The 21,598-nt window shown below is 70.9% G+C and carries 19 protein-coding genes; 9 read left to right on the forward strand and 10 right to left on the reverse strand.

The window, feature by feature from the left end; translation table 11 throughout:
* Positions 1-4: 4 nt before the first annotated feature.
* Positions 5-511, reverse strand: coding sequence for a GtrA family protein (locus ACWC94_RS02795; RefSeq protein ID WP_450794541.1), 507 nt, complete (start codon positions 509-511; stop codon positions 5-7).
* Between the two features lie 182 nt (positions 512-693).
* Between ACWC94_RS02795 and ACWC94_RS02800 the strand changes: the two genes are divergently transcribed.
* Genes ACWC94_RS02800 through ACWC94_RS02810 form a run of 3 tightly spaced genes read left to right on the forward strand, consistent with a single transcriptional unit; the run spans position 694 to position 3,541 of the window.
* The gene (locus tag ACWC94_RS02800) at positions 694-1,833 is read left to right on the forward strand and encodes a 5-(carboxyamino)imidazole ribonucleotide synthase (RefSeq protein WP_450794543.1); all 1,140 of its coding nucleotides are present in this window, start codon (positions 694-696) and stop codon (positions 1,831-1,833) included.
* A complete protein-coding gene (gene purE, locus ACWC94_RS02805; protein ID WP_450794544.1) occupies positions 1,830-2,351 on the forward strand; it encodes a 5-(carboxyamino)imidazole ribonucleotide mutase in 522 nt (173 codons plus the stop codon). Before ACWC94_RS02800 ends, purE begins: the two co-directional genes overlap by 4 nt.
* A gap of 5 nt (positions 2,352-2,356) precedes the next feature.
* Complete coding sequence (locus ACWC94_RS02810; RefSeq protein WP_450794545.1) at positions 2,357-3,541, forward strand: dipeptidase; 1,185 nt, start codon at positions 2,357-2,359, stop codon at positions 3,539-3,541.
* Here ACWC94_RS02810 and ACWC94_RS02815 read toward each other — a convergent pair.
* Positions 3,484-4,620, reverse strand: a complete 1,137-nt coding sequence (locus ACWC94_RS02815; protein WP_450794546.1) for an alkene reductase — start codon at positions 4,618-4,620, stop codon at positions 3,484-3,486. The two genes, ACWC94_RS02810 and ACWC94_RS02815, sit on opposite strands and share 58 nt — an antisense overlap.
* Before the next feature lie 61 nt (positions 4,621-4,681).
* Here ACWC94_RS02815 and ACWC94_RS02820 point away from each other — a divergent pair, with 61 nt between their 5' ends.
* Positions 4,682-5,041, forward strand: a complete 360-nt coding sequence (locus ACWC94_RS02820; protein WP_450794547.1) for a MerR family transcriptional regulator — start codon at positions 4,682-4,684, stop codon at positions 5,039-5,041.
* A gap of 19 nt (positions 5,042-5,060) precedes the next feature.
* On the opposite strand, the gene ACWC94_RS02825 is transcribed toward ACWC94_RS02820, so the two are convergent.
* Positions 5,061-5,447 carry a VOC family protein gene (locus ACWC94_RS02825; protein WP_450794548.1) on the reverse strand — a complete coding sequence of 129 codons (387 nt, stop codon included), beginning with the start codon at positions 5,445-5,447 and terminating at the stop codon, positions 5,061-5,063.
* 272 nt (positions 5,448-5,719) lie between these two features.
* Positions 5,720-7,063, reverse strand: a complete 1,344-nt coding sequence (locus tag ACWC94_RS02830) for a UDP-glucose dehydrogenase family protein (protein ID WP_450794549.1) — start codon at positions 7,061-7,063, stop codon at positions 5,720-5,722.
* Positions 7,064-7,243: 180 nt separating this feature from the next.
* Here ACWC94_RS02830 and ACWC94_RS02835 point away from each other — a divergent pair, with 180 nt between their 5' ends.
* Positions 7,244-8,401 carry an acyl-CoA dehydrogenase gene (locus tag ACWC94_RS02835; protein WP_450794551.1) on the forward strand — a complete coding sequence of 386 codons (1,158 nt, stop codon included), beginning with the start codon at positions 7,244-7,246 and terminating at the stop codon, positions 8,399-8,401.
* Between the two features lie 170 nt (positions 8,402-8,571).
* Complete coding sequence (locus ACWC94_RS02840; RefSeq protein WP_450794552.1) at positions 8,572-8,934, forward strand: four-helix bundle copper-binding protein; 363 nt, start codon at positions 8,572-8,574, stop codon at positions 8,932-8,934.
* 64 nt (positions 8,935-8,998) lie between these two features.
* Here ACWC94_RS02840 and ACWC94_RS02845 read toward each other — a convergent pair whose 3' ends face one another.
* Positions 8,999-10,330 (reverse strand): LCP family protein, encoded by a 1,332-nt coding sequence (locus ACWC94_RS02845; RefSeq protein ID WP_450794553.1) that lies wholly within the window; start codon positions 10,328-10,330, stop codon positions 8,999-9,001.
* 119 nt (positions 10,331-10,449) lie between these two features.
* Here ACWC94_RS02845 and ACWC94_RS02850 point away from each other — a divergent pair, with 119 nt between their 5' ends.
* Positions 10,450-11,010: an acyl-CoA thioesterase gene (locus ACWC94_RS02850; RefSeq protein WP_450794554.1), complete on the forward strand. Its 561-nt coding sequence runs from the start codon at positions 10,450-10,452 to the stop codon at positions 11,008-11,010.
* 179 nt (positions 11,011-11,189) lie between these two features.
* Positions 11,190-12,890 (forward strand): LCP family glycopolymer transferase, encoded by a 1,701-nt coding sequence (locus ACWC94_RS02855; RefSeq protein WP_450794555.1) that lies wholly within the window; start codon positions 11,190-11,192, stop codon positions 12,888-12,890.
* Positions 12,891-12,960: 70 nt separating this feature from the next.
* Here ACWC94_RS02855 and ACWC94_RS02860 read toward each other — a convergent pair whose 3' ends face one another.
* Entirely contained in the window at positions 12,961-14,460 is a 1,500-nt protein-coding gene (locus ACWC94_RS02860; RefSeq protein WP_450794556.1) for an LCP family protein, read from the reverse strand.
* A gap of 128 nt (positions 14,461-14,588) precedes the next feature.
* On the opposite strand from ACWC94_RS02860, the gene ACWC94_RS02865 reads away from it, so the two are divergent.
* Positions 14,589-15,632, forward strand: a complete 1,044-nt coding sequence (locus ACWC94_RS02865) for a glycosyltransferase family 2 protein (RefSeq protein WP_450794557.1) — start codon at positions 14,589-14,591, stop codon at positions 15,630-15,632.
* Positions 15,633-15,727: 95 nt separating this feature from the next.
* On the opposite strand, the gene ACWC94_RS02870 is transcribed toward ACWC94_RS02865, so the two are convergent.
* The 4 genes from ACWC94_RS02870 to ACWC94_RS02885 all read right to left on the reverse strand — a co-directional run bounded on the left by ACWC94_RS02870 (position 15,728) and on the right by ACWC94_RS02885 (position 21,568).
* The gene (locus tag ACWC94_RS02870) at positions 15,728-17,326 is read right to left on the reverse strand and encodes an LCP family protein (RefSeq protein WP_450794613.1); all 1,599 of its coding nucleotides are present in this window, start codon (positions 17,324-17,326) and stop codon (positions 15,728-15,730) included.
* 130 nt (positions 17,327-17,456) lie between these two features.
* Positions 17,457-19,217, reverse strand: coding sequence for an LCP family glycopolymer transferase (locus ACWC94_RS02875; protein ID WP_450794558.1), 1,761 nt, complete (start codon positions 19,215-19,217; stop codon positions 17,457-17,459).
* 230 nt (positions 19,218-19,447) lie between these two features.
* Positions 19,448-20,611, reverse strand: coding sequence for an LCP family protein (locus ACWC94_RS02880; RefSeq protein ID WP_450794559.1), 1,164 nt, complete (start codon positions 20,609-20,611; stop codon positions 19,448-19,450).
* A 201-nt stretch (positions 20,612-20,812) separates the two neighbouring features.
* Positions 20,813-21,568 carry a TIGR03089 family protein gene (locus ACWC94_RS02885; RefSeq protein ID WP_450794560.1) on the reverse strand — a complete coding sequence of 252 codons (756 nt, stop codon included), beginning with the start codon at positions 21,566-21,568 and terminating at the stop codon, positions 20,813-20,815.
* Positions 21,569-21,598 lie beyond the last annotated feature (30 nt).

Below are 21,598 nucleotides of genomic sequence, written 5' to 3' on the forward strand. Positions count from 1 at the left end.
GCGCCTACGGCACCCGCTGGGACTTCGCCTCGGGCTCGGGGTGGGGCCTCTTCGACTCGGCCACCAGGATCGACTCCGCCTCCTGCGTCGGCTGCACACGGAACACCCACGTGCGGTACGACCAGAAGCGGAACAGGGTCGCGACGCCGATGCCGACGAACTTGAAGACGTTGTTCTGCAGCGGGCTGTCCCAGCCGAACCCGTAGGTCGCCGCGTACAGCACGCCGTTCTCGATCACCGCGCCGATCGCGCTGAACAGCAGGAACAGCGTGAGTTCCTTGGTGCGCCCGCTCTTGTCGCGGTCCCGGTACGTCCAGTAACGGAAACCGACGTAGTTGAACGCGATCGCGACCGCTGTCGCGATGACGCTGGCGCGCACCACCGGCAGGTCGGAGACGTGCCGGACCAGGTTGAAGACGCCGAGATTGACGAAGATGCCCGCAACGCCGACGGTGCCGAACTTGGCCACCTCGCGTACGAGCCGTTGCAGCCCCGAGGAACAAGGTTCCATGGCTGTGCAGCTCCCGTCGGTAGGTTTCGTCAGCCCCGCCATGCTATCCAGGCGGGCTCACCGATGCCTCCGCACGGGGCCACAGCTCGGAAACAGGTCGGAAAGAGGGCGGAAAGCTACCGGTAAGAGACCGTGAGAGGCGCGCGATCCGGCCGCCCCGGCGTGGCCGATACGCTAGGGGTGTGACGTTCCCGGTAGTCGGCATGGTCGGCGGGGGGCAGCTCGCGCGTATGACGCACGAGGCGGGCATCCCGTTGGGCATCAGGTTCAAGCTTCTCAGTGACACCCCTCAGGACTCGGCGGCGCAGGTCGTGAGCGATGTCGTCATCGGCGACTATCGCGACCTGGACACGCTGCGTGAGTTCGCGCGCGGTTGCGATGTGATCACCTTCGATCACGAACATGTACCCACCGAGCACCTTCGGGCCCTGGAGGCGGACGGCATCCCCGTGCGCCCGGGACCCGACGCGCTGGTGCACGCCCAGGACAAGGGTGTGATGCGCGCGAAGCTCGACGCGATCGGCGTCCCGTGCCCGCGGCACCGGATCGTGGCCGATCCTGAGGACGTGGTCCGGTTCGCGGCAGAGGGGGACGGCTTCCCGGTCGTCCTGAAGACCGTCCGCGGCGGCTACGACGGCAAGGGCGTGTGGGTCGTGGAGACCGCCGAGGAGGCCTCCGACCCGTTCCGGGCCGGCGTCCCGGTCCTCGCCGAGGAGAAGGTCGACTACGTCCGCGAGCTCGCCGCCAACGTCGTACGCTCCCCGCACGGCCAGGCCGTCGCCTACCCCGTGGTGGAGTCGCAGCAGGTCAAGGGGGTCTGCGACACGGTCATAGCCCCCGCCCCCGACCTGGACGAGTCGCTCGCGCTGCAGGCCGAGCGGATGGCGCTGACCATCGCCAAGGAGCTGGACGTCGTCGGGCACCTCGCCGTGGAGCTGTTCCAGACCCGCGACGGCCGCATCCTCGTCAACGAGCTGGCGATGCGCCCGCACAACTCCGGCCACTGGACCCAGGACGGCGCGATCACCTCGCAGTTCGCCAACCACGTCCGCGCCGTCCTCGACCTCCCGCTCGGCGACCCGCGCCCGCGCGCCCCGTGGACCGTGATGGTCAACGTCCTCGGCGGCGACTACCCGGACATGTACTCCGCGTACTTGCACTGCATGGCCCGCGACCCCAAGCTCAAGATCCACATGTACGGCAAGGACGTGAAGCCCGGCCGCAAGGTCGGACACGTCAACACCTACGGCGACGACCTGGACGACGTGCTGGAGCGCGCCCGTCACGCAGCCGGATACCTGAGAGGCACGATCACCGAATGAGCCCTGTTGTTGGCATCGTCATGGGGTCGGACTCCGACTGGCCCGTCATGGAGGCCGCCGCCAAGGCCCTGGACGAGTTCGAGATCGCCTACGAGGTCGACGTCGTCTCCGCGCACCGCATGCCGCGCGAGATGATCACGTACGGCGAGCAGGCCGCCGACCGCGGTCTGAAGGTCATCATCGCCGGGGCCGGGGGCGCCGCCCACCTGCCGGGCATGCTCGCCTCCGTCACCCCGCTGCCGGTCATCGGCGTGCCGGTGCCGCTGAAGTACCTGGACGGCATGGACTCGCTGCTGTCCATCGTGCAGATGCCGGCCGGTGTCCCGGTCGCCACGGTCTCCGTCGCCGGCGCCCGCAACGCCGGTCTCCTCGCGGCCCGCATGCTCGCCGCGTACGACGAGGACCTGCTGCACAAGATGCGCGACTTCCAGCAGGACCTCAACGACCAGGCCACCGAGAAGGGCAAGCGGCTGCGCACCAAGGTCGAGGGCCAGGGCCACTTCGGCTTCGGGAAGTGACGCGGATGACCTCCCTGGACGAGGCCCGCGCGCTGCTGCGTGACTTCCCGGTCGTCGACGGCCACAACGACCTGCCGTGGGCGCTGCGCAAGAAGGCCGGCTACGACCTCGACAAGCTGGACATCGCCGCACCCCAGAACGCGGACCTGCACACCGACCTGCCGCGGCTGCGCGAGGGCGGCGTCGGCGCGCAGTACTGGTCGGTGTACGTGCCCGCCGAGCAGCCCGCGCCGGTGGCGGCGACGCTGGAGCAGATCGACTGCGTACAGCAGCTGCTGGCCCGCTACCCGGCGGACCTGGCGCCCGCGCTGACCGCCGCCGACATGGAGGCGGCGCGCCGGGACGGCCGTATCGCCTCGCTGATGGGCGCCGAGGGCGGCCACTCCATCGCCAACTCGCTCGGCGCCCTGCGCGGCCTGTACGCGCTCGGCGTGCGCTACATGACGCTCACCCACAACTCCAACGTGGACTGGGCGGACTCCGCGACCGACGAGCCGAAGGCCGGCGGCCTGACCGCGTTCGGCCGCGAGGTCGTCCGCGAGATGAACCGGCTCGGCATGCTGGTCGACCTCTCGCACGTGGCGGCGACGACCATGCGCGACGCCCTGGACGCGTCCTCGGCGCCGGTGGTCTTCTCGCACTCCTCCGCCCGCGCGGTGTGCGACCACCCGCGCAACATCCCCGACGACGTCCTGGAGCGGCTGCCCGCCAACGGCGGGGTGGCGATGGTGACGTTCGTGCCGAAGTTCGTGCTCCAGGCGGCCGTCGACTGGACGGCCGCGGCCGACGAGAACCTGCGCGCCCACGGCCTGCACCACCTCGACACCGGCGCCGAGGCGATGAAGCTGCACCGCGCCTTCGAGGAGCGCACCCCCCGCCCGGTCGCCACGGTGGCCACGATCGCGGACCACCTGGACCACATGCGCGAGGTGGCCGGCATCGACCACCTGGGCATCGGCGGCGACTACGACGGCACCGCGTTCACCCCGGACGGCCTGAACGACGTCTCCGGCTACCCGAACCTGGTCGCCGAGCTGCTGGACCGCGGCTGGTCCAGGACCGACCTGGCCAAGCTGACCTGGCAGAACGCGGTGCGGGTGCTGGGCGCGGCCGAGGACGTGGCCCGCGACCTTCAGGCGACCCGGGCGCCGTCCCACGCCACCATCGAGTCACTCGACGCCGCCGCCTGATCGCCCAGGGCGGGGTAGTCGTTGTAGCCCTCCGCCCCGCCCACATACATGAAGTACCGGTCCCGGACCGGGTTGAGGGGTGCGCCGAGGCGCAGCCGCTCGACCAGGTCCGGGTTGGCGAGGAACGGCCGGCCGAGCGCCACCAGGTCGGCACCGGCCGCCAGCATCTCCCGCGCGGCCCGGGTGACGGCCTCGGTGGACAGGTCGGGCAGGTCCGGGTTGCCGATCAGGACGCCGGGCCAGCCGGCGCGGATCCGCCGGTACCAGCCGGTGGCCGGGTCGGAGCGCACCAGGTGCAGATAGGCGAGGTCCAGCCCCTTCAGGCGGTCCAGGAGTGCGGCGTACAGACCGTCGGTGTCGTCCTCGCGAATGCCGTTGACGCTGCTCGCGGGGGAGATGCGGATGCCCACCCGGTCCGCGCCGACCGCGTCGGCCACCGCCTCGGTCACCTCCGCCGCGAACCGCACCCGCCGCCGGGCCGAGCCGCCGTAGCCGTCGGTGCGGCGGTTGGTGCTGTCGGCGAGGAACTGGTGCAGCAGCATCCCGTTGGCCGAGTGCACCTCCACCCCCTCGAAGCCCGCCTCGACGGCCCGGCGGGCCGCGGCGGCGAAGTCGGCGATCGTGGCGCGGATGTCGTCCGCCGTCATCCCGCGCGGGACCGCGGCCGGCCGGTGGCCCCGCGGGGTGAAGATCGTCTCCGGCAGGGGGACGGGCGAGGGTGCCACGGGGGTCAGGCCGGTGGTCGCCGGGTGGCTGACCCGGCCGCCGTGCTGGAGCTGGAGGAACATCCGCCCGCCGGCCGCCCGCACCGCGTCGGTGACCTGCCGCCAGCCGGCCGTGTGCCGGTCGGTGTGGATCGCGGTGATGTCCGGGTACGTCTGCCCGACCGCGTTCGGCGTCGTGCCCTCCGCGACGATCAGCCCGGCTGAGGCGCGCTGGGCGTAGTGGGTGGCCACGAGCGCGGTCGGAGTGCCGTCGGCCTCCGCGCGGTTGCGGGTCAGCGGGGCCATCACCAGGTGGTTCGGGAGTTCGAGCCGGCCGAGGCGGGCCGGGGCCAGGAAGTCCGTTGTCTGCGTCATGCCGGCACGGTAGAACTTGACACTGATGTCAGGTTCAAGCCCTCTTCCGGGGAGGCGGCGGATGCGGATCGGTGAACTGGCTCGGCGCACCGGCGTGAGCGAGCGGTCGCTGCGCTACTACGAGACCCAGGGGCTGCTCCTCGCCGAGCGCACCCCCGGCGGCCACCGCGACTACCCCGACGCGGCCGTCGACCGGGTCATCCGCATCCAGGAGCTGTACGCGGCCGGCCTGCACAGCGAGAAGATCCGGCAACTGCTGCCCTGCATGCGCGACCGGGACGGCGGTCCCTCCGCGATCGCCACCCCGAAGCTGGTCGCCGACCTCACCGCCGAACGCGACCGCATCGACCGCATGATCGCCGACCTGCGGCGCTCCCGCGAAACCCTGGACGAGGTGATCCGCACGGCCCGCGAGACCTGAGCGGACCAGCCCGCACGCCTCACTCGATCCGGCACAGGCAGAAGGGGTGGCCGGCCGGGTCGGCGTACACCTGGAAGTCCTTCTTCTCGCGGTCCTCCAGGTCCAGCGGCCGGGCGCCCAGCGCGAGCACCCGCTCATGGGCCGCGTCGACCTCCGCCCACGTCCGGCCGGCGTCGAAGTCGAGGTGGAACTGCTGGCCGTCGCGGTCCGCGCGCGGCCACTGGGGCGGGGTGTGCCCCTCGGCCCGCTGGAACGCCAGCCGCGGCCCGTCCGGGACCTCCAGCACGACCCAGTCGTCGTCCTCGGCCCACGGGGTGCCTCCGGCCACCGCCGCGTAGAAGGCGGCCAGCGCATGCGGATCGGGGCAGTCGAGCACGACGGAACGGAACCGGGCGACGGACGCCATGAGGTCCTCCTCGGGACGGCTCAGCAGGCGCGCGCACGGTTGAGCGGGCGCGCGGAGAGAACGGGTGCCCCGCCGGGCCGGCGCTCACACGGGAACGTCCGCCCCCGATCCCCGCCCCGCCGTCGGCCCCCTGTTCCCCCGCGACCTCCCGCGCGAAACGCGCGAGTACCGGGCGAAGGGGCCGTGGCGCACAGGGTCTTGGGGCAGAATGCGGGAAGACGCCGGTTCGGCCGACTGAGCCTCGGCCGAACCGGCGTCACCCGTAGCTGCTCCTATGCCGTCGGGCGTCCCATCGCCCGGTACGTCCAGCCCGCCCGACGCCACAGCTCCGGGTCGAGCGCGTTGCGCCCGTCCAGGATCACCCGGTCCGCTGCCACGTCGCCGAGCGCCGCCGGGTCCAGCTCGCGGAACTCCCGCCACTCCGTGAGGTGCAGGACGACATCGGCGCCCCGGACGGAGTCCAGCGCCGAGTCGGCGTACCCGAGGGTCGGGAAGACCCGGCGGGCGTTCTCCATGCCCTTCGGGTCGTACACGGTGACCTGGCCGCCCTGCAGGTGGATCTGGCCGGCCACGTTCAGCGCCGGCGAGTCGCGGACGTCGTCCGAGTCGGGCTTGAACGTGGCGCCGAGCACCGCGACCCGCTTGCCGAGGAAGGAGCCGCCGCCGAGCGCCTCCCGGGTCATCTCCACCATCTGGCCGCGCCGGCGCATGTTGATGGAGTCGATCTCGCGCAGGAAGGTCAGCGCCTGGTCCGCGCCCAGCTCACCCGCCCGCGCCATGAACGCCCGGATGTCCTTCGGCAGACAGCCGCCGCCGAAGCCGATCCCGGCGCGCAGGAACTTGGCCCCGATCCGGTCGTCGTGCCCGATGGCCTCCGCCAGCTTCGCCACGTCACCGCCGCCGGCCTCACACACCTCCGCCATCGCGTTGATGAAGGAGATCTTGGTCGCGAGGAAGGAGTTCGCGGCCGTCTTCACCAGCTCGGCGGTCGGGAAGTCGGTCACCACGAACGGCGTGCCCTCGCCGACCGGCGTCGCGTACACCTCCCGCAGCAGCTTCTCGGCGCGCTCGCTGCGCACGCCCGCCACGATCCGGTCCGGGTGCAGGGTGTCCTGCACGGCGAATCCCTCGCGCAGGAACTCCGGGTTCCAGGCCAGCTCGGCGTCACCGCCCGCCGGGGCGTGCTCGGCGAGGTAGCCGGCCAGCCGGTCGGCGGAGCCCACCGGCACGGTCGACTTGCCGACGACCAGGGCCGGGCCGTGCAGATGCGGGGCGAGCGAGGAGATCGCGGCCTCCACGTAACTCATGTCGCAGGCGTACTCGCCATGCTTCTGCGGTGTGTTCACGCACACGAAGTGGACGTCACCAAAGGCGCCGACCTCGGCCCAGTCCGTGGTGAACCGCAGCCGCCCGGTGGACCCCTCGAAGCCCGCCACGTGCTTGCGCAGCAGCTCCTCGAGCCCCGGCTCGTACATCGGGGTCTCGCCGCGCTCCAGCATCGCGATCTTCTCGGGTACGACATCGAGCCCCAGCACCTCGAATCCCAGCTCGGCCATGGCCGCGGCGTGCGTGGCGCCGAGGTAGCCGGTGCCGATCACGGTGATCTTCAGGCTCATGGATGTGCTCCAGATCGGGTACGTCGGTGATGCGGAGCCGAGCATAGTCGGGCCGTGCACCGGGCAATTTCCCCGCTGTCGCCAAGCTCACGTAGGCGTCCCACGGGCCGCCCTCTAAAATTTGAGTTACTTAACGGTAATTAGCGTCAGTATCACTGCGTCTTTGGAGCGTGAGAGACCGTGGCCGGATCGGCTGACTTCGACCTGTACCGCCCGTCCGAGGAGCACGACATGCTCCGGGACGCCGTTCGTTCCCTGGTCGAGGCGAAGATCGCGCCGTTCGCCGCGGCGGTGGACGAGGAGGCCCGCTTCCCGCAGGAGGCCCTCGACGCCCTCGTCGCCAACGACCTGCACGCGGTGCACGTCCCCGAGGAGTACGGCGGCGCCGGCGCCGACGCGCTCGCCACGGTCATCGTGATCGAGGAGGTGGCCCGCGCCTGCGTGTCCTCCTCCCTGATCCCCGCGGTGAACAAGCTGGGCTCCCTCCCGGTGATCCTCTCCGGCGGCGAGGAGCTGAAGAAGAAGTACCTGGGCCCGCTCGCCAAGGGCGACGCGATGTTCTCGTACTGCCTCTCCGAGCCGGAGGCGGGCTCGGACGCGGGCGGCATGAAGACCAAGGCGGTCCGCGACGGCGACCACTGGGTCCTCAACGGCGTCAAGCGCTGGATCACCAACGCGGGCGTCTCCGAGTACTACACGGTCATGGCCGTGACCGACCCGGAGAAGCGCACCAAGGGCATCTCCGCCTTCGTCGTCGAGAAGTCCGACCCGGGCGTCTCCTTCGGTGCCCCGGAGAAGAAGCTCGGCATCAAGGGCTCCCCGACCCGCGAGGTCTACTTCGACAACGTCCGCATCCCCGCCGACCGCATGATCGGCGAGGAGGGCACCGGTTTCGCGACCGCGATGAAGACCCTGGACCACACCCGCATCACCATCGCCGCCCAGGCCCTCGGTGTCGCCCAGGGCGCCCTGGACTACGCCAAGGGCTACGTCCAGGAGCGCAAGCAGTTCGGCAAGGCGATCGCCGACTTCCAGGGCATCCAGTTCATGCTCGCCGACATGTCGATGAAGATCTCGGCGGCCCGCGCCCTCACCTACCAGGCCGCCGCCGCCTCCGAGCGCGGCGACGCCGACCTCACCTACCTGGGCGCAGCCGCCAAGTGCTTCGCCTCGGACGTGGCCATGGAGGTCACCACGGACGCCGTCCAGTTGCTCGGCGGCTACGGCTACACCCGGGACTACCCGGTGGAGCGCATGATGCGCGACGCCAAGATCACGCAGATCTACGAGGGCACGAACCAGGTCCAGCGGATCGTCATGGCCCGGAACCTGCCGTAACGGCCCGGGAGTACGGACCTTCCGGATCTCTGCGAAAGGCGCCCTACGGGGCGCCTTTCCGCTGCTCGGACACACCTGCCGACCGGTCGGTCACATGCGGGGCGGGTCATGGGGACGTAGGACGGAAGCACACGGGACCCGTCCCGGGTCCCCGCCTCCGAGGAGGAGCCATGACCCAGCCCGGAACGATGACGCCCATGACCCAGCAGATGCAGGACTGCGTCAACGCCTGCATGGCCGCACACACCCTGTGCGAGGAGAGCATGAGCTCCTGCATGCAGATGGGCGGCCAGGCCCAGATGCAGATCATGCGCGCGCTCATGGACTGCTCCGAGACCACCCGTATGTGCGCCGACATGATGATGCGCCGCTCGCCCATGTCGGGCGACATGTGCGCGATGTGCGCCAAGGCGTGCGAGATGTGCGCCGAGGCGTGTATGGCGATGCCGGACGACCCGCAGATGATGCGCTGTGCGGAGGCGTGTCGCCGCGCGGCGGAGATGTGTCGCGCGATGGCGGGCGCCAAGATGTGACGCCCGCCTGAACGCGGTCGGGGGCACCGCGCGGGTGCCCCCGACCGTCGTACGGCGATGACCGTCAGTTGCCGGAGACGGTGATCTTCTGGTCGTTGTTCAGTTCGTCCACCAGCGTCTTCACCTTCGCCTTGTCCCAGACGAGGTTGCCGCCGACGGAACCGGAGATCGGCATGTTCAACGACGTGCCGTCACCGCCCTGGACGCCCTTCATGGCCCAGAACATGGAGGCCAGGTCCCACAGGGACATGTCCTTGTCGACGATCAGGGAGTCCAGGCCCGCGCCCATGACCGGGTAGAACGTGAAGGGGTTGAGCACCGTGGACGGTGTGGCCACCTGGTGGGCGAGCGCCGACAGGAACTTCTGCTGGTTCTTGGTGCGCTGCAGGTCGGAGGTGGCGAAGGCGTGCCGGGTGCGGACGAAGGCGAGGGCCTGCTGGCCGTTCAGGGTCTGCTTGCCGGCCTGGAAGTCGGCGCCGGACCACTTGTCCTTGAAGCCCTTGTCGATGTCGATCTCGACACCGCCCACCGCGTCCACGATGTTGGCGAAGCCCTGGAAGCCGATCTCCACGTAGTGGTCGATGTGCAGGCCGGTGTTGGCCTCGATCGTGCGGACCAGCAGGGTCGGGCCGTCCTCGGCGTAGGTCGCGTTGAGCTTCTCCTGCCGGCCCGTGGCCGGGTAGGTCTTCCCGGACGTCCCCTTGAACGACGGGACGGTCACGTTCGAGTCGCGGGGCAGCGAGATCAGCGTGTCGCCGTTGTCGCCGACGTGCAGGATCATCATCGAGTCGGTGCGCTTGCCCTCGGCGCCGCCCGTGTGCAGCTTCTTCTCGTCCGCCTTGGACATGCCCTCACGGCTGTCCGAGCCGACGATCAGGTAGTTCGTGCCGGAGCCCGAGGCGGGCCGGTCGATGACCGTGGACAGGTCGACCTCGCGGCGCAGCTTGGAGTCGGCCCAGAAGTAGGTCGCGACCGAGGTGACGACCAGTACGGTCGCCAGGGTGATCGTGGTCCACTTGATCCGGCGGCGCCAGTTCGGGCGCGGCCGGTACCGGCCGAGCTCCGGGTCCGGGTCGTTGTCGTTGGGCACGAAGCCGCCGCCGCGGCGCCCGCCGCCGTAGACCTGGCCCGTGTTGTAACCGCTGTCGTAGTCACCGTCGCCGGCGCCCTCGCCGTATCCCCGGCCGTCCACGTACGACGGCTGCTGCGGGACACCGGCCCCGTACGGCGGCGCCGACGGGCCGGGGTCGCCGTACGAGCGCTGCCCGGGCGGTACCCCCGGGCCGCGCCGCACCTGACGCATCACGCGGGCGCTCTCCGGCTGCGCGCCGCCACTGCCGCGTCCGTACCGCGGGCCGCGGTTGTCGTCGGACCATGCCTCGGGCCAGTCATTCATGCGCCCCAGTGTGCAGGGCGCTGCCATGGGCCGTACAAGGGCTGTCGGAAAATAAGAGCGGCGCTGTTGCGAAGCTGACACAAATTCCGCGAATGTCGCTTCGGCATAAGGTGGAGGGCATGACAGACCAGGCCACGGACGCGGTTCCGGACATCGAACCGGGCATCCCCGGCAAGCCGACCTCCGCCTCGCGCACCACGCTCAGCCACATCATGACCCACGGCGACACCAATCTGCTGGGGACGGTGCACGGCGGTGTGATCATGAAGTTGGTCGACGACGCGGCGGGCGCCGTGGCCGGCCGGCACTCCGGCGGCCCCGCCGTCACCGCGTCCATGGACGAGATGGCCTTCCTGGAGCCGGTCCGCGTCGGTGATCTGGTCCATGTGAAGGCCCAGGTGAACTGGACCGGCCGGACCTCCATGGAGGTCGGTGTGCGCGTCCTCGCCGAGCGCTGGAACGAGTCGACCCCGCCCACCCAGGTCGGCTCCGCCTATCTGGTCTTCGCCGCCGTCGACGCCGACGGCAAGCCGCGCCGGGTGCCGCCGGTGCTCCCGGAGACCGACCGTGACCGCCGCCGCTACCAGGAGGCCCAGATCCGCCGCACCCACCGTCTGGCCCGCCGGCGCGCGATCCGCGAGCTGCGCGAGAAGAGGGCCGCGGAGGGGTTCGAGGACTGACGAACTCCCTTGAGTGGCCGGGGGGTTGTACGGGAGTGGCAAGTATCACTCCGGCCGTCTGTCGATGATCCGTGCGGATAGTGTGTGCGGCCGGTGGGTGGCTGTGTGCCCGCCCGCCGTCTATCGACGGAACGTGACGGGGCGCTTGGCACGGAGGCCCCTGCGGGGGGTGCTGAGGCGTGGACGGGCCGGGCCGTGAGTGGGGCGACGACATCGACCCCGCGGACCAGTGGGTGCGTAACGAGCGCACCGGCGAGTACGAGCTGCGGCCGGATCCGCCCGCCGGGCAACCCACCGTGCCCGGGCCCCGCTCCGCACCGGAGTCCGGGCCGGAGACAGCGGCGCAGCCCGCGCCGGGCCGAGAGCGCCGCCGGCCGTCCACGGGCCGCCCGCAGCGCAAGGCGGCCAGGAGGAAGGCCGGCGGCGCCACAGGCGGGAGGAAGTCCACCGGAAAAAGGATTCTGCTGTGGACCAGCGGCACCCTGGCCTTCGTGGTCGTCGCCGGTGCCGTCACCGGCTACCTCTATCTGAAGCACCTCGACGACAACATCACCACCACGGACACCGCGGGCGCCACCAGCGACTCCTTCAGCAAGGACAAGGCGTTCAACATCCTGGTGATCGGCACCGACAAGCGCCAGGGCAAGGGTGACTCCGGCTACGGCGACGCCAACAGCGTCGGGCACGCCGACACCAACATCCTGCTGCACGTCTCCCAGGACCGGACGAACGCGACCGCGCTCAGCATCCCCCGGGACCTGGTCACCGACATACCGGACTGCCCGACCAAGCAGCCCGACGACTCGACCAAGGTCATCACGGGGACGAAGGGTGTCCGGTTCAACCAGAGCCTCGGCCAGCTCGGCCGCGACCCCGGCTGCACGGTCCGTACCGTGGAGCAGCTCGCCGGAGGCATGAAGGTCGACCACTTCATGATGGCCGACTTCAACGCCGTGAAGACGCTGACGTCGGCCGTCGGCGGGGTCGACGTGTGCCTCGCGCACGCCGTGAAGGACGAGAAGTCGCACCTGGACCTGCCCGCCGGGCCGTCGAAGATCGAGGGTGAGCAGGCCCTGGCCTTCGTCCGCACCCGCTACAGCTGGGGCAACCACGGGGACCTCGACCGCATCAAGGTCCAGCAGCAGTTCCTCGGGGCCCTGTTCCGCAAGATGAAGTCCGACTCCACCCTCACCAGCCCCGGCCGGCTGCTGGACCTGGCGGAGACGGCCACCAAGGCCCTCACGGTCGACAAGGGCATCGGGCACATCACCACGCTCAAGGACGTGGCCCTGGAGCTGAAGAAGGTGCCGCCGAAGAACATCTCCTTCCTCACCCTGCCGGTGCGCGACAACCCCGCCGACGGACCGGTCCACAAGACCGTCCTCGTGCAGCCGGAGGCCGCCCGGCAGATCTTCTCCGCGCTCAGGGACGACGTCTCCTTCACCGAGGTGAAGCAGAAGCAGAAGGCGACCGAGGCCGCGAAGCTCAAGGGCCCGCGTTCGGCGGCCGGCGACGTCCGCGTCGACATCTACAACGCGGGCGCCCCCGGCGGCTCCGCCCAGGCGGCCCTGTCCTGGCTGCAGACGCAGAAGGGGGTCACCAAGGCCAGCCAGCTCGGCAACAAGGGCGCACACCAGCCGAACACCACCCTGGAGTACGCCCCCGGCCAGGCCGCCCAGGCGCGTGAGCTGGCCGACCTCATGGGGCTTACCGCCGCCGCGCTGAAGCAGGGCAGGAGCGAGACCAACGACCAGGGGCTCCCGGCGATGGTGCTGCGGCTCGGCGCCGACTTCCGGGGCGCGGGCATCCCCGTCACCGGCCCGGTCAAGGCCCCGGCCGTCCCGCAGCGGACGGCCGACCAGGTCAAGTGCGCCTCCTGAGCCGGCCGGCTCAGGTGCGCACCCCCTGGGCCCTCTCGTTCGGAACATCCCGGCGTCGCAGGGTCAGGGCCTAGCCGCCGGAGCACACCACCTCGTTGCCGCGCACCACGTTCTGCTGCGGCTGCTGCGGGTCGTCGAAGCGGACCTTGCGCACGTCCTTGAAGCCGGCCCCGACGGTCACCTTCAGCAGCGGCCCCTGGCCCGGTACGGAGCGCAGCTCGGCGTCGGGCAGGGCGGCGGCCAGGGAGCGGGCGGAGCGGTCCCAGCGGGGGTCGTAGGCGATGACCGTGCGCGGCACGTGGGCGGGGGCGTCCACCGGCTGGTGGGTCGTGGCGAAGCCGGTCTCCGCGAGCGCCGCGTCGGCCCGTTTCGCCAGGCCGGCCGTGCCGGTGCCGTTCGCCACCAGGACCCGGATCTGCCGCGGGTCCACCTCCACCGGTGTGGCCGGTGCCGAGCCGTGCCGCGGGCGGTCCGCGGTGAGCGGCTTGTCGTCGCGCAGGGCCGCGAAGAGCTGGGCCGTCCGGGACTCGTCCCACTTCAGGGTCGAGCCGATGCCCTTGACCGGGTAGTTCAGCTGCCCGATGGGCACGGTCGTGAACTCGGAGGAGGACGGGGAGAAGTTCCGCATGGCCCGGCCGAGGTCGAGCAGTTCGTCGGTGCCGAAGCCCACGTCGGCGCGGACCGAGCCGAGCACCGCCCGGGTCACGTCCCTGAACCGCATCGGGTTCAGCAGCACCCCGGAGGAGGTGGCCCGGTCGATCAGCTCGGCCAGGAACTGCTGCTGCCGCTTCATCCGGCCCAGGTCGCTCGCCCCGTCGATGTGCCGGGCCCGCACGTACTGCAGGGCCTGACCGCCCATGAGGGTGTGGGTTCCGGGGGCGAGGTCGAGGCCGGTGTAGGAGTCCCTCAGCGGTGTGGTGGTACACACGGGCACCCCGCCGAGGACGTCCACGGTCTTCATGAAGCTGGCGAAGTCGACCTCCAGATAGTGGTCGATCTTCACATGGGTCATGTTCTCCACGGTGCGCACGGTCAGCTGGGGGCCGCCCTCGGCGTAGGCCGCGTTGAGCCTGATCGGGTGCGGGCCGTGCTGCAGGCCGGTGGCCGGGTCGGTGTGCGCGGGCACCTCGGCGTAGGAGTCGCGGGGCAGGCTCACCACGGTGGCCCGGTCCCGGTTCTCCGAGATGTGCACGATCATCATCGTGTCGGTGCAGTGGCAGGGCGCCCCGCCCAGCCGGTACGCCCGCCGGTCCCGCTCGGTGATCCGGTCGCGGCCGTCGGTGCCGACCAGCAGCACGTTCGTGCCGTGGCCCGCGCGCGGCCGGTTCTTCATGTCCTTGAAGGCGTCGACCCGGGCGATGCCCGCGTCCAGGCTGCTCATGACCGCGTGCCCGATCCCGGCGGAGGCGAGCACCACGACCGACAGCGTGGTCACCGCCCGCATGGCCCAGCGGGGCCGGGGCCGGGGCGGCCGGACGGACCGCACGGGCCGCTCGGGCGGACGCGGCACACGGCGGGACGGCTGCGGTCGGCGCTGCGGACGCGCAGGGGACCGGGGCGGGCTGGCCAAAGGGGACACCTCCGGACGAGGCCGTACGTGGGATCCGTGAGCACCGTAGGCCGATACGATCTCCAGCCCGGTCTTACGCCCCTGCGGCGCGCACCGGTGTCCCCCGTTCGCGGTAACGTGAGGCCCCTATGAACGACAAGCCCGACGTGCAGCTCCCCGCTGTTTCCGTGATCATGCCCGTCCTCAACGAGGAGCGGCATCTGCGCGCGGCCGTCCAGGCGATCCTCGCGCAGGAGTACGCCGGCGAGATGGAGGTCGTCATCGCCCTCGGTCCGTCCACGGACCGCACGGACGAGATCGCCGCCGAGCTGGTCGCCGAAACCGCGTCCAGCCCCAGCAAGCGCGTGCACACCGTCCCGAACCCGACCGGCCGCACCCCCGCCGCGCTGAACGCGGCGATCAAGGCCTCCCGGCATCCGATCGTGGTGCGTGTCGACGGCCACGGCATGCTCTCGCCGGACTACATCGCCACCGCCGTGCGGCTCCTGGAGGAGACCGGCGCGCAGAACGTCGGCGGCATCATGCACGCCGAGGGCGAGAACGACTGGGAGCACGCGGTCGCCGCCGCGATGACCTCCCGGATCGGTGTCGGCAACGCCGCCTTCCACACCGGCGGTGAGGCGGCCCCCGCCGAGACCGTCTACCTCGGCGTCTTCCGCCGCGAGGCCCTGGAACAGCAGGGCGGATACAACGAGGAGTTCATCCGCGCCCAGGACTGGGAGCTGAACTTCCGCATCCGTGAGGCGGGCGGACTGATCTGGTTCTCGCCCGAGCTGAAGGTGTCGTACCGGCCCCGTCCGAGCGTGCGTGCTCTCGCCAAGCAGTACAAGGACTACGGCCGCTGGCGGCACGTCGTCGCCCGCTACCACTCGGGCTCGATCAACCTGCGCTATCTGGCCCCGCCGGCGGCGGTGTGCGCGATCGCCGCGGGGGTTGTGGCCGGCGCGGCGCTCACCCCGTGGGGCTTCGTCGTCCCCGCCGGCTATCTGGCGGCGATCGCCGCGGGCTCGGTCCCGGCCGGCAAGGGGCTGCCCCTGAAGGCCCGGCTGCAGATCCCGGTGGCCCTGGCCACCATGCACATGTCGTGGGGCTGGGGCTTTCTGACCAGTCCGAAGTCGCTGGCCAGGAAGGTCATCGCGGCACGGCGGCCGGCGGTTCCCGCCGTGCGCTGAACCCGGTGCCCCGTCCGTCGGGGAACGGTGTGAGGAGGGCCCGCTGCTCAGGCAGCGGGCCCCTCCTCACATCCATCCGGTCACGCGCCGGCCGATCACCACTGGTAGGGCTTGTACACGGGCATGCACGGGGTGGAGTCCGAGCCGTTGATGGCGTCGGAGCCGTCGGGCAGGTCGCCGGCCTTCGGCGTGGACTGCTTGGGATAGCCGGTACCGGTGCGCCAGTCCGAGCCGACGACGACCGTGACACCGGACACGTCGGTCGACTGCTTCACCGCGCTCATCGGGATGCCGAGGGCCTTCGCCACCGCCTGCGCGTCACCCTGCAGATCCGCGCTCGGGTACTGCACGACCGTGCTCTCCTCGGACAGCGTCCCCGAGGTGTCGGCCGTCGCGCGGGTGTAGCCCTTCTGCGCCAGCACCTGACTGATGTCGTTCGCCCGGCCGCCGACCGGTGCCTGTGTGGAGGTCCGGGTGGCGTTGCGCACCAGCACCCCCAGCCGGCCGGGGTCCGTGGAGGGCGTCTTGGCGGCCGGGGTCTTGTTCGCGACCTGCTGCGTGCCCGACGGCTTGCCGTTCTTGTCGAAGGGCACGTCGTCGCGGAGCATCTGCCACATCTTGTCGGCGTTGGCCTTGTCCGGCACGACGTGTTCGCGGTTCTGCGCGTCGTCGATGTGCGGCATCGTCATCGACGTGATGCGGTTCGTCGGCACCGACTTCAGCTCCATGGCCAGGTCGTACAGCTTCTTGACCGTGCCGATCTCCTCGGAGACCTGGAGCGACTTGGTGGCCGCCTCGGCCAGGTCCATCAGCCGGCCGCTGTCGGTGAAGACGTTCTGGCCCTTCAGCGTGCGGATCATCGAGTTCAGGTACATGTGCTGGGCGCGGGCCCGCATCAGGTCGCTGCCCCAGGCGTGCCGGGTGCGCAGCCACTGCAGGGCCTGCACTCCCTTGACCTTGTGCGTCCCCTGCGTCAGCTTCAGCCCGGAGCCGCCGCGCTGGGCCGGCGTCGAGTGGTCCCAGACGTTCTGCTTCACACAGACGTCGACGCCGCCGATGGCGTCCGCCATGCTCACCACGCCCGCGAAGTCGATCATCATCCAGTGGTCGATGTAGACCCCGGTGAGGTTCTCCCAGGTGGCCAGCGTGCAGCCGGCTCCGCCCCGGGCGAGGGAGGTGTTGATGATGTCGTTGGTCGCCGGGAAGACCTTGCCGGACTTCGGGTCCGTGCACTTCGGGATGTCGACGCGGGTGTCCCGGGGGATGCTCACCATGGCGGCGCTCTTGCGGTCCGCGGACAGGTGGATGAGCATCTGTACGTCGGCCAGTGGCGGGCTGCCGGCCTGGTCCCTGCTGCCGCCGAGCTTCACGTTCGCCGCGGAGTTACGGCTGTCCGAGCCGATCAGCAGGATGTTCACCGGGGTCTGCCCCGCCGCGTTCGCCGGCGTCTTGAGCGCCTTGGAGTCGTCGCCGCTGCTGCGCTGACCCTTCCGGATGTTGGCGTTCAGATGCTGGTAGTACAGATAGCCGGCGCCCGCGGTCCCGAGTATCACCACCGCCAGCACGGTCGCCGACCAGCGCAGGGCGCGCCGTCTGCGCCGTGGCCGCTCGGGCCTGGAATCGCCTCTGCGCCGTCCCCCGCCGTGCCGGCCGGATCCCTCGGCTGTCTGCCGGGTCTGCGGTGCGAGCGACATCGTGTCGTCGACCGCAGGATCCTGCCCGCGCACATCGCTCTGCGCCAAACTTCCTGCCCTCCCCACCCTTGCGCCCTGCAACGGGTCCGTCCCGCGTCCAGTTAGACGCACGACGGACCCGTTGGGTTACCTACGAGGCGCACTTCACCTTGTCTGCCGTGGACTTGTCGACGTCCGGCGCCTTCGACGGAGCGCTGAGGGAGACCCCCGCACCCTTGAAGTCCTTGCCCAGGGTCAGCGTCATCGCCGGCAGCCCCTGGGAGTTGGTCACGCTCCTGCCGGGCTTGAGCGCGGCACCGGGCAGGCCCATGAGGTGGGCCAACTCCCTTGCCTGTGCGGCCTGGCCGGGCGCGTACTCAAGGGTGGTCCTGCCCAGCGGTGCCGGTGCGTTGCCCGCGTTCTCGGACTTGAGCACACCCTCCGTGGTCTGCAGCCAGGACAGGGTCTCCTGCGCGCTGCCGCCGACGGCGCCGCCGTTGAGGATCCGCACCCGGACGTCGGAGGGCGCGGACCGGCTGCCCTTGAGGCGTGCGGCCTCCGCGTCCTTCTCCGCCTTCTGCTTCTTCTTCACCTCGGTGAAGGAGACGTCGTTCTTGATCGCGTCGAACACCTGGGGAGCGGTGGTCTGGTTGACGATGACGGTCTTGTGGACGACACCGTCGGCCGGGTTGTCGACCACCGGCACCGTCACGAACGAGATGTTCTTCGTCGGCACCTTCTTCAGCTCCAGCGCGATGTCCTTGAGCGTGCTCACGGTGCCGATGCCCTTGTCGACGGTCAGCGCCTTCGTGGCGGCCTCGGCGAGGTCGAGGAGCTTGGCCGGGTTGGTCAGCGTGTCGCTGGAGGACATCTTGCGCATCAGCGAGGCCATGAACTGCTGCTGCACCTTGATGCGGTCCAGGTCGCCCTGGTTGCCCCAGCTGTGCCGGGTCCGGACGAAGGCCAGGGCCTGCTCGCCCTCGATCTTGTGCTCGCCGGCGGGCAGGTTCAGGTGCGAGTCCTTGTCGTTCACCGCGTGGGCGAGGCACACGTCCACGCCGCCGACCGCCGTCGTCAGCGTCTTCACCGCGTTGAAGTCCACCATCATGAAGTGGTCCGGCACGATCCCGGTGACCGCCTGCACGGTGCGCATGGTGCAGCCGGGGTCGCGGCCGTCCTGGCCCAGGCTGGTGTTGAAGCGCGCGCCGTCCGTGCCGGGGATGACCTTGACCGAGTCGTCGGGCTGCTTGGTGGGGCAGTCCGGCACGTTCACGATCAGGTCGCGCGGAATGCTGAGCGCGGTCGCGTTCGTCCGGTCCTTGGAGACGTGCAGCAGGATGTTGGTGTCGGCGTGCCCGACGCTGCCCTTGTCGCCGTAGCCCTCGTTGCCCTTGCCGGTGCGTTTGTCGGTGCCGATGATCAGGATGTTGAAGGCGTCGTCCTTGCTGAAGCCGTTCTTGGCCGCGCTGCCGACGTCCGTCGTGGTGACGTTGCCCTCGAGGTGCTTGAGATACAGGTAGCCGGCGGTGCAGACGGCGACCAGTACGAACGCCGTGCTGCCGGCGGTCCACGCCAGCACCTTCTTCGCCTTGGACTTCTTCTTCACCGGCCGCCGGGCCGCCCGCCGTCCCTGCGGCGTCTCCGGCTCGCCGCCCCGGCGCCGGGCCGAGCGGGGCGGCGGTACGTCGCCGCCGCGCGCCTGGCGCGTCTCACGGGGCGCGCCGGGCGCCGCGTCATGACGGCGGCGCGGCGCACGCGCGTTGTCACCGGGAGCGGGTCTGCGGGGACCGGGAACCGACGACTGCGGTGCGGAAGGGCTCAGTCGCAGTTCGTATTCGCCGGTGTTCGGATTGAGCACCCACTGGTCTGCGGGGTCGATGTTGTCCGCCCGCCCACGGCCTTGCGCGTCCACGGTTGTCCGAATCCTCCGTCGGGGCCACGCGGCGCCTTCCCCCCAAAGGCGCTCGGGTCTCGGTGAAACAGTGCACGACCCCAGGACGGACCTCGCGGCCGGGTGCACCGGGTCGCTCACCCTATCCGCCCAGTTCAGCGTGGAGCGACGCCGGTGACAAATTCCACCTTCCTACAACTGGGCAATCCGGCTCATTTCCTGGATGGAGGTTCGGTGTCTTGATGTGCGCATTACTCGCAGGTGTGTTCGGCGGCGGTGTTCCCCTGAAACGTGGGCGCGGGCGAGGGGCCGCTTCCGCCGTCCGGCCCCGAGGCGTCCCGGGGCGTGTTCCGGGCCACCGCCACGGGCTGGTCGGACCGCAGCCGCGCGAACAGCTTCTCGGCTTCCGGCTCCACGAGTTGGTCACGGTTGGCGTCGTAGACGTACGACTCCCTCGGTACGGTCAGGAACTGCACCCGTTCGGTGGGGATGTCGCGCAGTCCGCGTACCAACTGGTACAAGCCGCGCAGACTGGCCAGTTCAGGGTCGGTGGTCAGCGAGGAGGTCGCCGCGTCCAGCACCGGATACAGCTTCACCGGGTTCAGCAGGACGTCGTTGCTCTGCACCTTGTCGACGAGCGCGCCGAGGAACCGTTGCTGGCGTTCCATCCGCTCGGTGTCGCTGCCGTCACCGAGCGATTTGCGGGCCCGCACGTACCCGAGCGCCTGCTCCCCGTCGAGGACCACCTTCCCCGCCGGCAGCCTCAGCTTGGCCGCCTTGTCGTCGATGGGCTCCCTCAGGCAGACCTGCACCCCGTCGACGGCGTCCACCATCTCCTTGAACCCGCGGAAGTCCACGACCATGTGATGGTCGATCCGGATGTCCGTCAGCTTCTCGACGGTCCGGATCGTGCACGCCGAACCCCCCACCTGGAAGGCGTGGTTGAACATCGCGAACACCGGCAGGCTGCGGCTGCCGTCCGCCTGCCGGCAGCCGGGGATGTCCACCATCAGGTCCCTCGGCAGCGACACGGCGGTGGCGCTGCGCCGGTCGGCGGCCAGGTGCAGCAGGATCGTCGTGTCCGACCGCTCGCTGCCCAGGTCCCGCCCGTACGCGGAGTTCCCGTCCCCGGCCCGCGTGTCGGACCCGATCAGCAGGATGTTCTGGGCGCCCCGCACCAGCTCCGTGGGCCGCTCCCGCTCGTAGCGGGCCAGTTCGCGGGCGGCCGCCTCGTCCGGGGTGATGTTCGCACTGAGCTTGGCGTAGAGGGCCCAGCCGGTCCCCGCGGCGGCCACGACGAGCAGCCCCAGCCCGAGCGCCGCCCCCTTCGCCCACCGCCGACGCCGCCGCACCCCGTCCCCGGCGGCCGGGGCGCCCGGACCGCGCCCGGGAGCCCTGCGAGCGGAGTCGGTCACGGCCGGGGCACCCCCTCATGGCGTACGAGCGTCATGTCCTGCTCCTACGACGATGGCGGGGAAGGGGGAGGGAAGCGCCCTGTGCTACTCCGGTCGGGGGACGGCGGGACCGCTGAGCTGCGCGGGGCTGTGCCGGTGCGCGGCTTCGCCGCGTGGGCGAGTCCCCCGCCCGCACCCGCCGTACGGCCGCGGCGCCGCCGCTCAGCGGCGTACCGCGGTCACCCGCTCGCTCTCGATCCGCTGGGCGAGCGCGTCCTCGTCCAGCCGCTCCAGATGCCGGCACAACACCACGGACCCCCCGACGGCCAGCGGTGAGTACAGCCCCGCACCGACACCCTCCCAGGTGTCGTACGACAGCCCCGACAGCAACCTCGACCCCGGACCCGTCAGATCCAGCGCGGGCGCCTGGGCCAGGGCCTGCTCGACGACCTCCGCCCCGCTGAACTCCCGCCCGGCGACGATCAGCGCGGCCTCCTCCGCGTCCACCGGGGCGAACGGCACGAACCGGTCGCCCTGCCCCGGCACTTCCACGGCGTAGTCGACGAACCCCGCGGGAGGCTGCGGGAACCGCCCGCCCAGCGGCCGCAGCGCGAGCGCCACCCGCTCCCCGCGGCACGCCCGCGCCGCGTCCAGCGTGTCCGGCCCGCTGACGACGACATCCGCGGCGGCCGGATCCCCGCCGAGGTCCGCGACCGCACCCACCGACGAACAGGCCAGCAGCCACACCGCCGTCTGCCAGTGCGCGGGCAGCAGCAGCGCGACGCGGTCACCGGGGCCGGCGGAGAGATCGCCCTGCAGGAGATTCGCGGTCTTGGCCACCCAATTGGCGAAGGTGGCCACGGACAGTTCGACGCGTTCGCCCGTGGCGTCGTCGTAGAAGGTCACCAGCGGGCGGCCGGGGTCCGCGGCGAGCGCGGAAGCCAGCAGGTCGGCAGGGGTGCGATCGGTGGCGTTCACCCGGGAAAGGGTACGCGCGGGCGGACCCGC

The sequence above is a fragment of the Streptomyces sp. NPDC001135 genome (assembly GCF_053598395.1).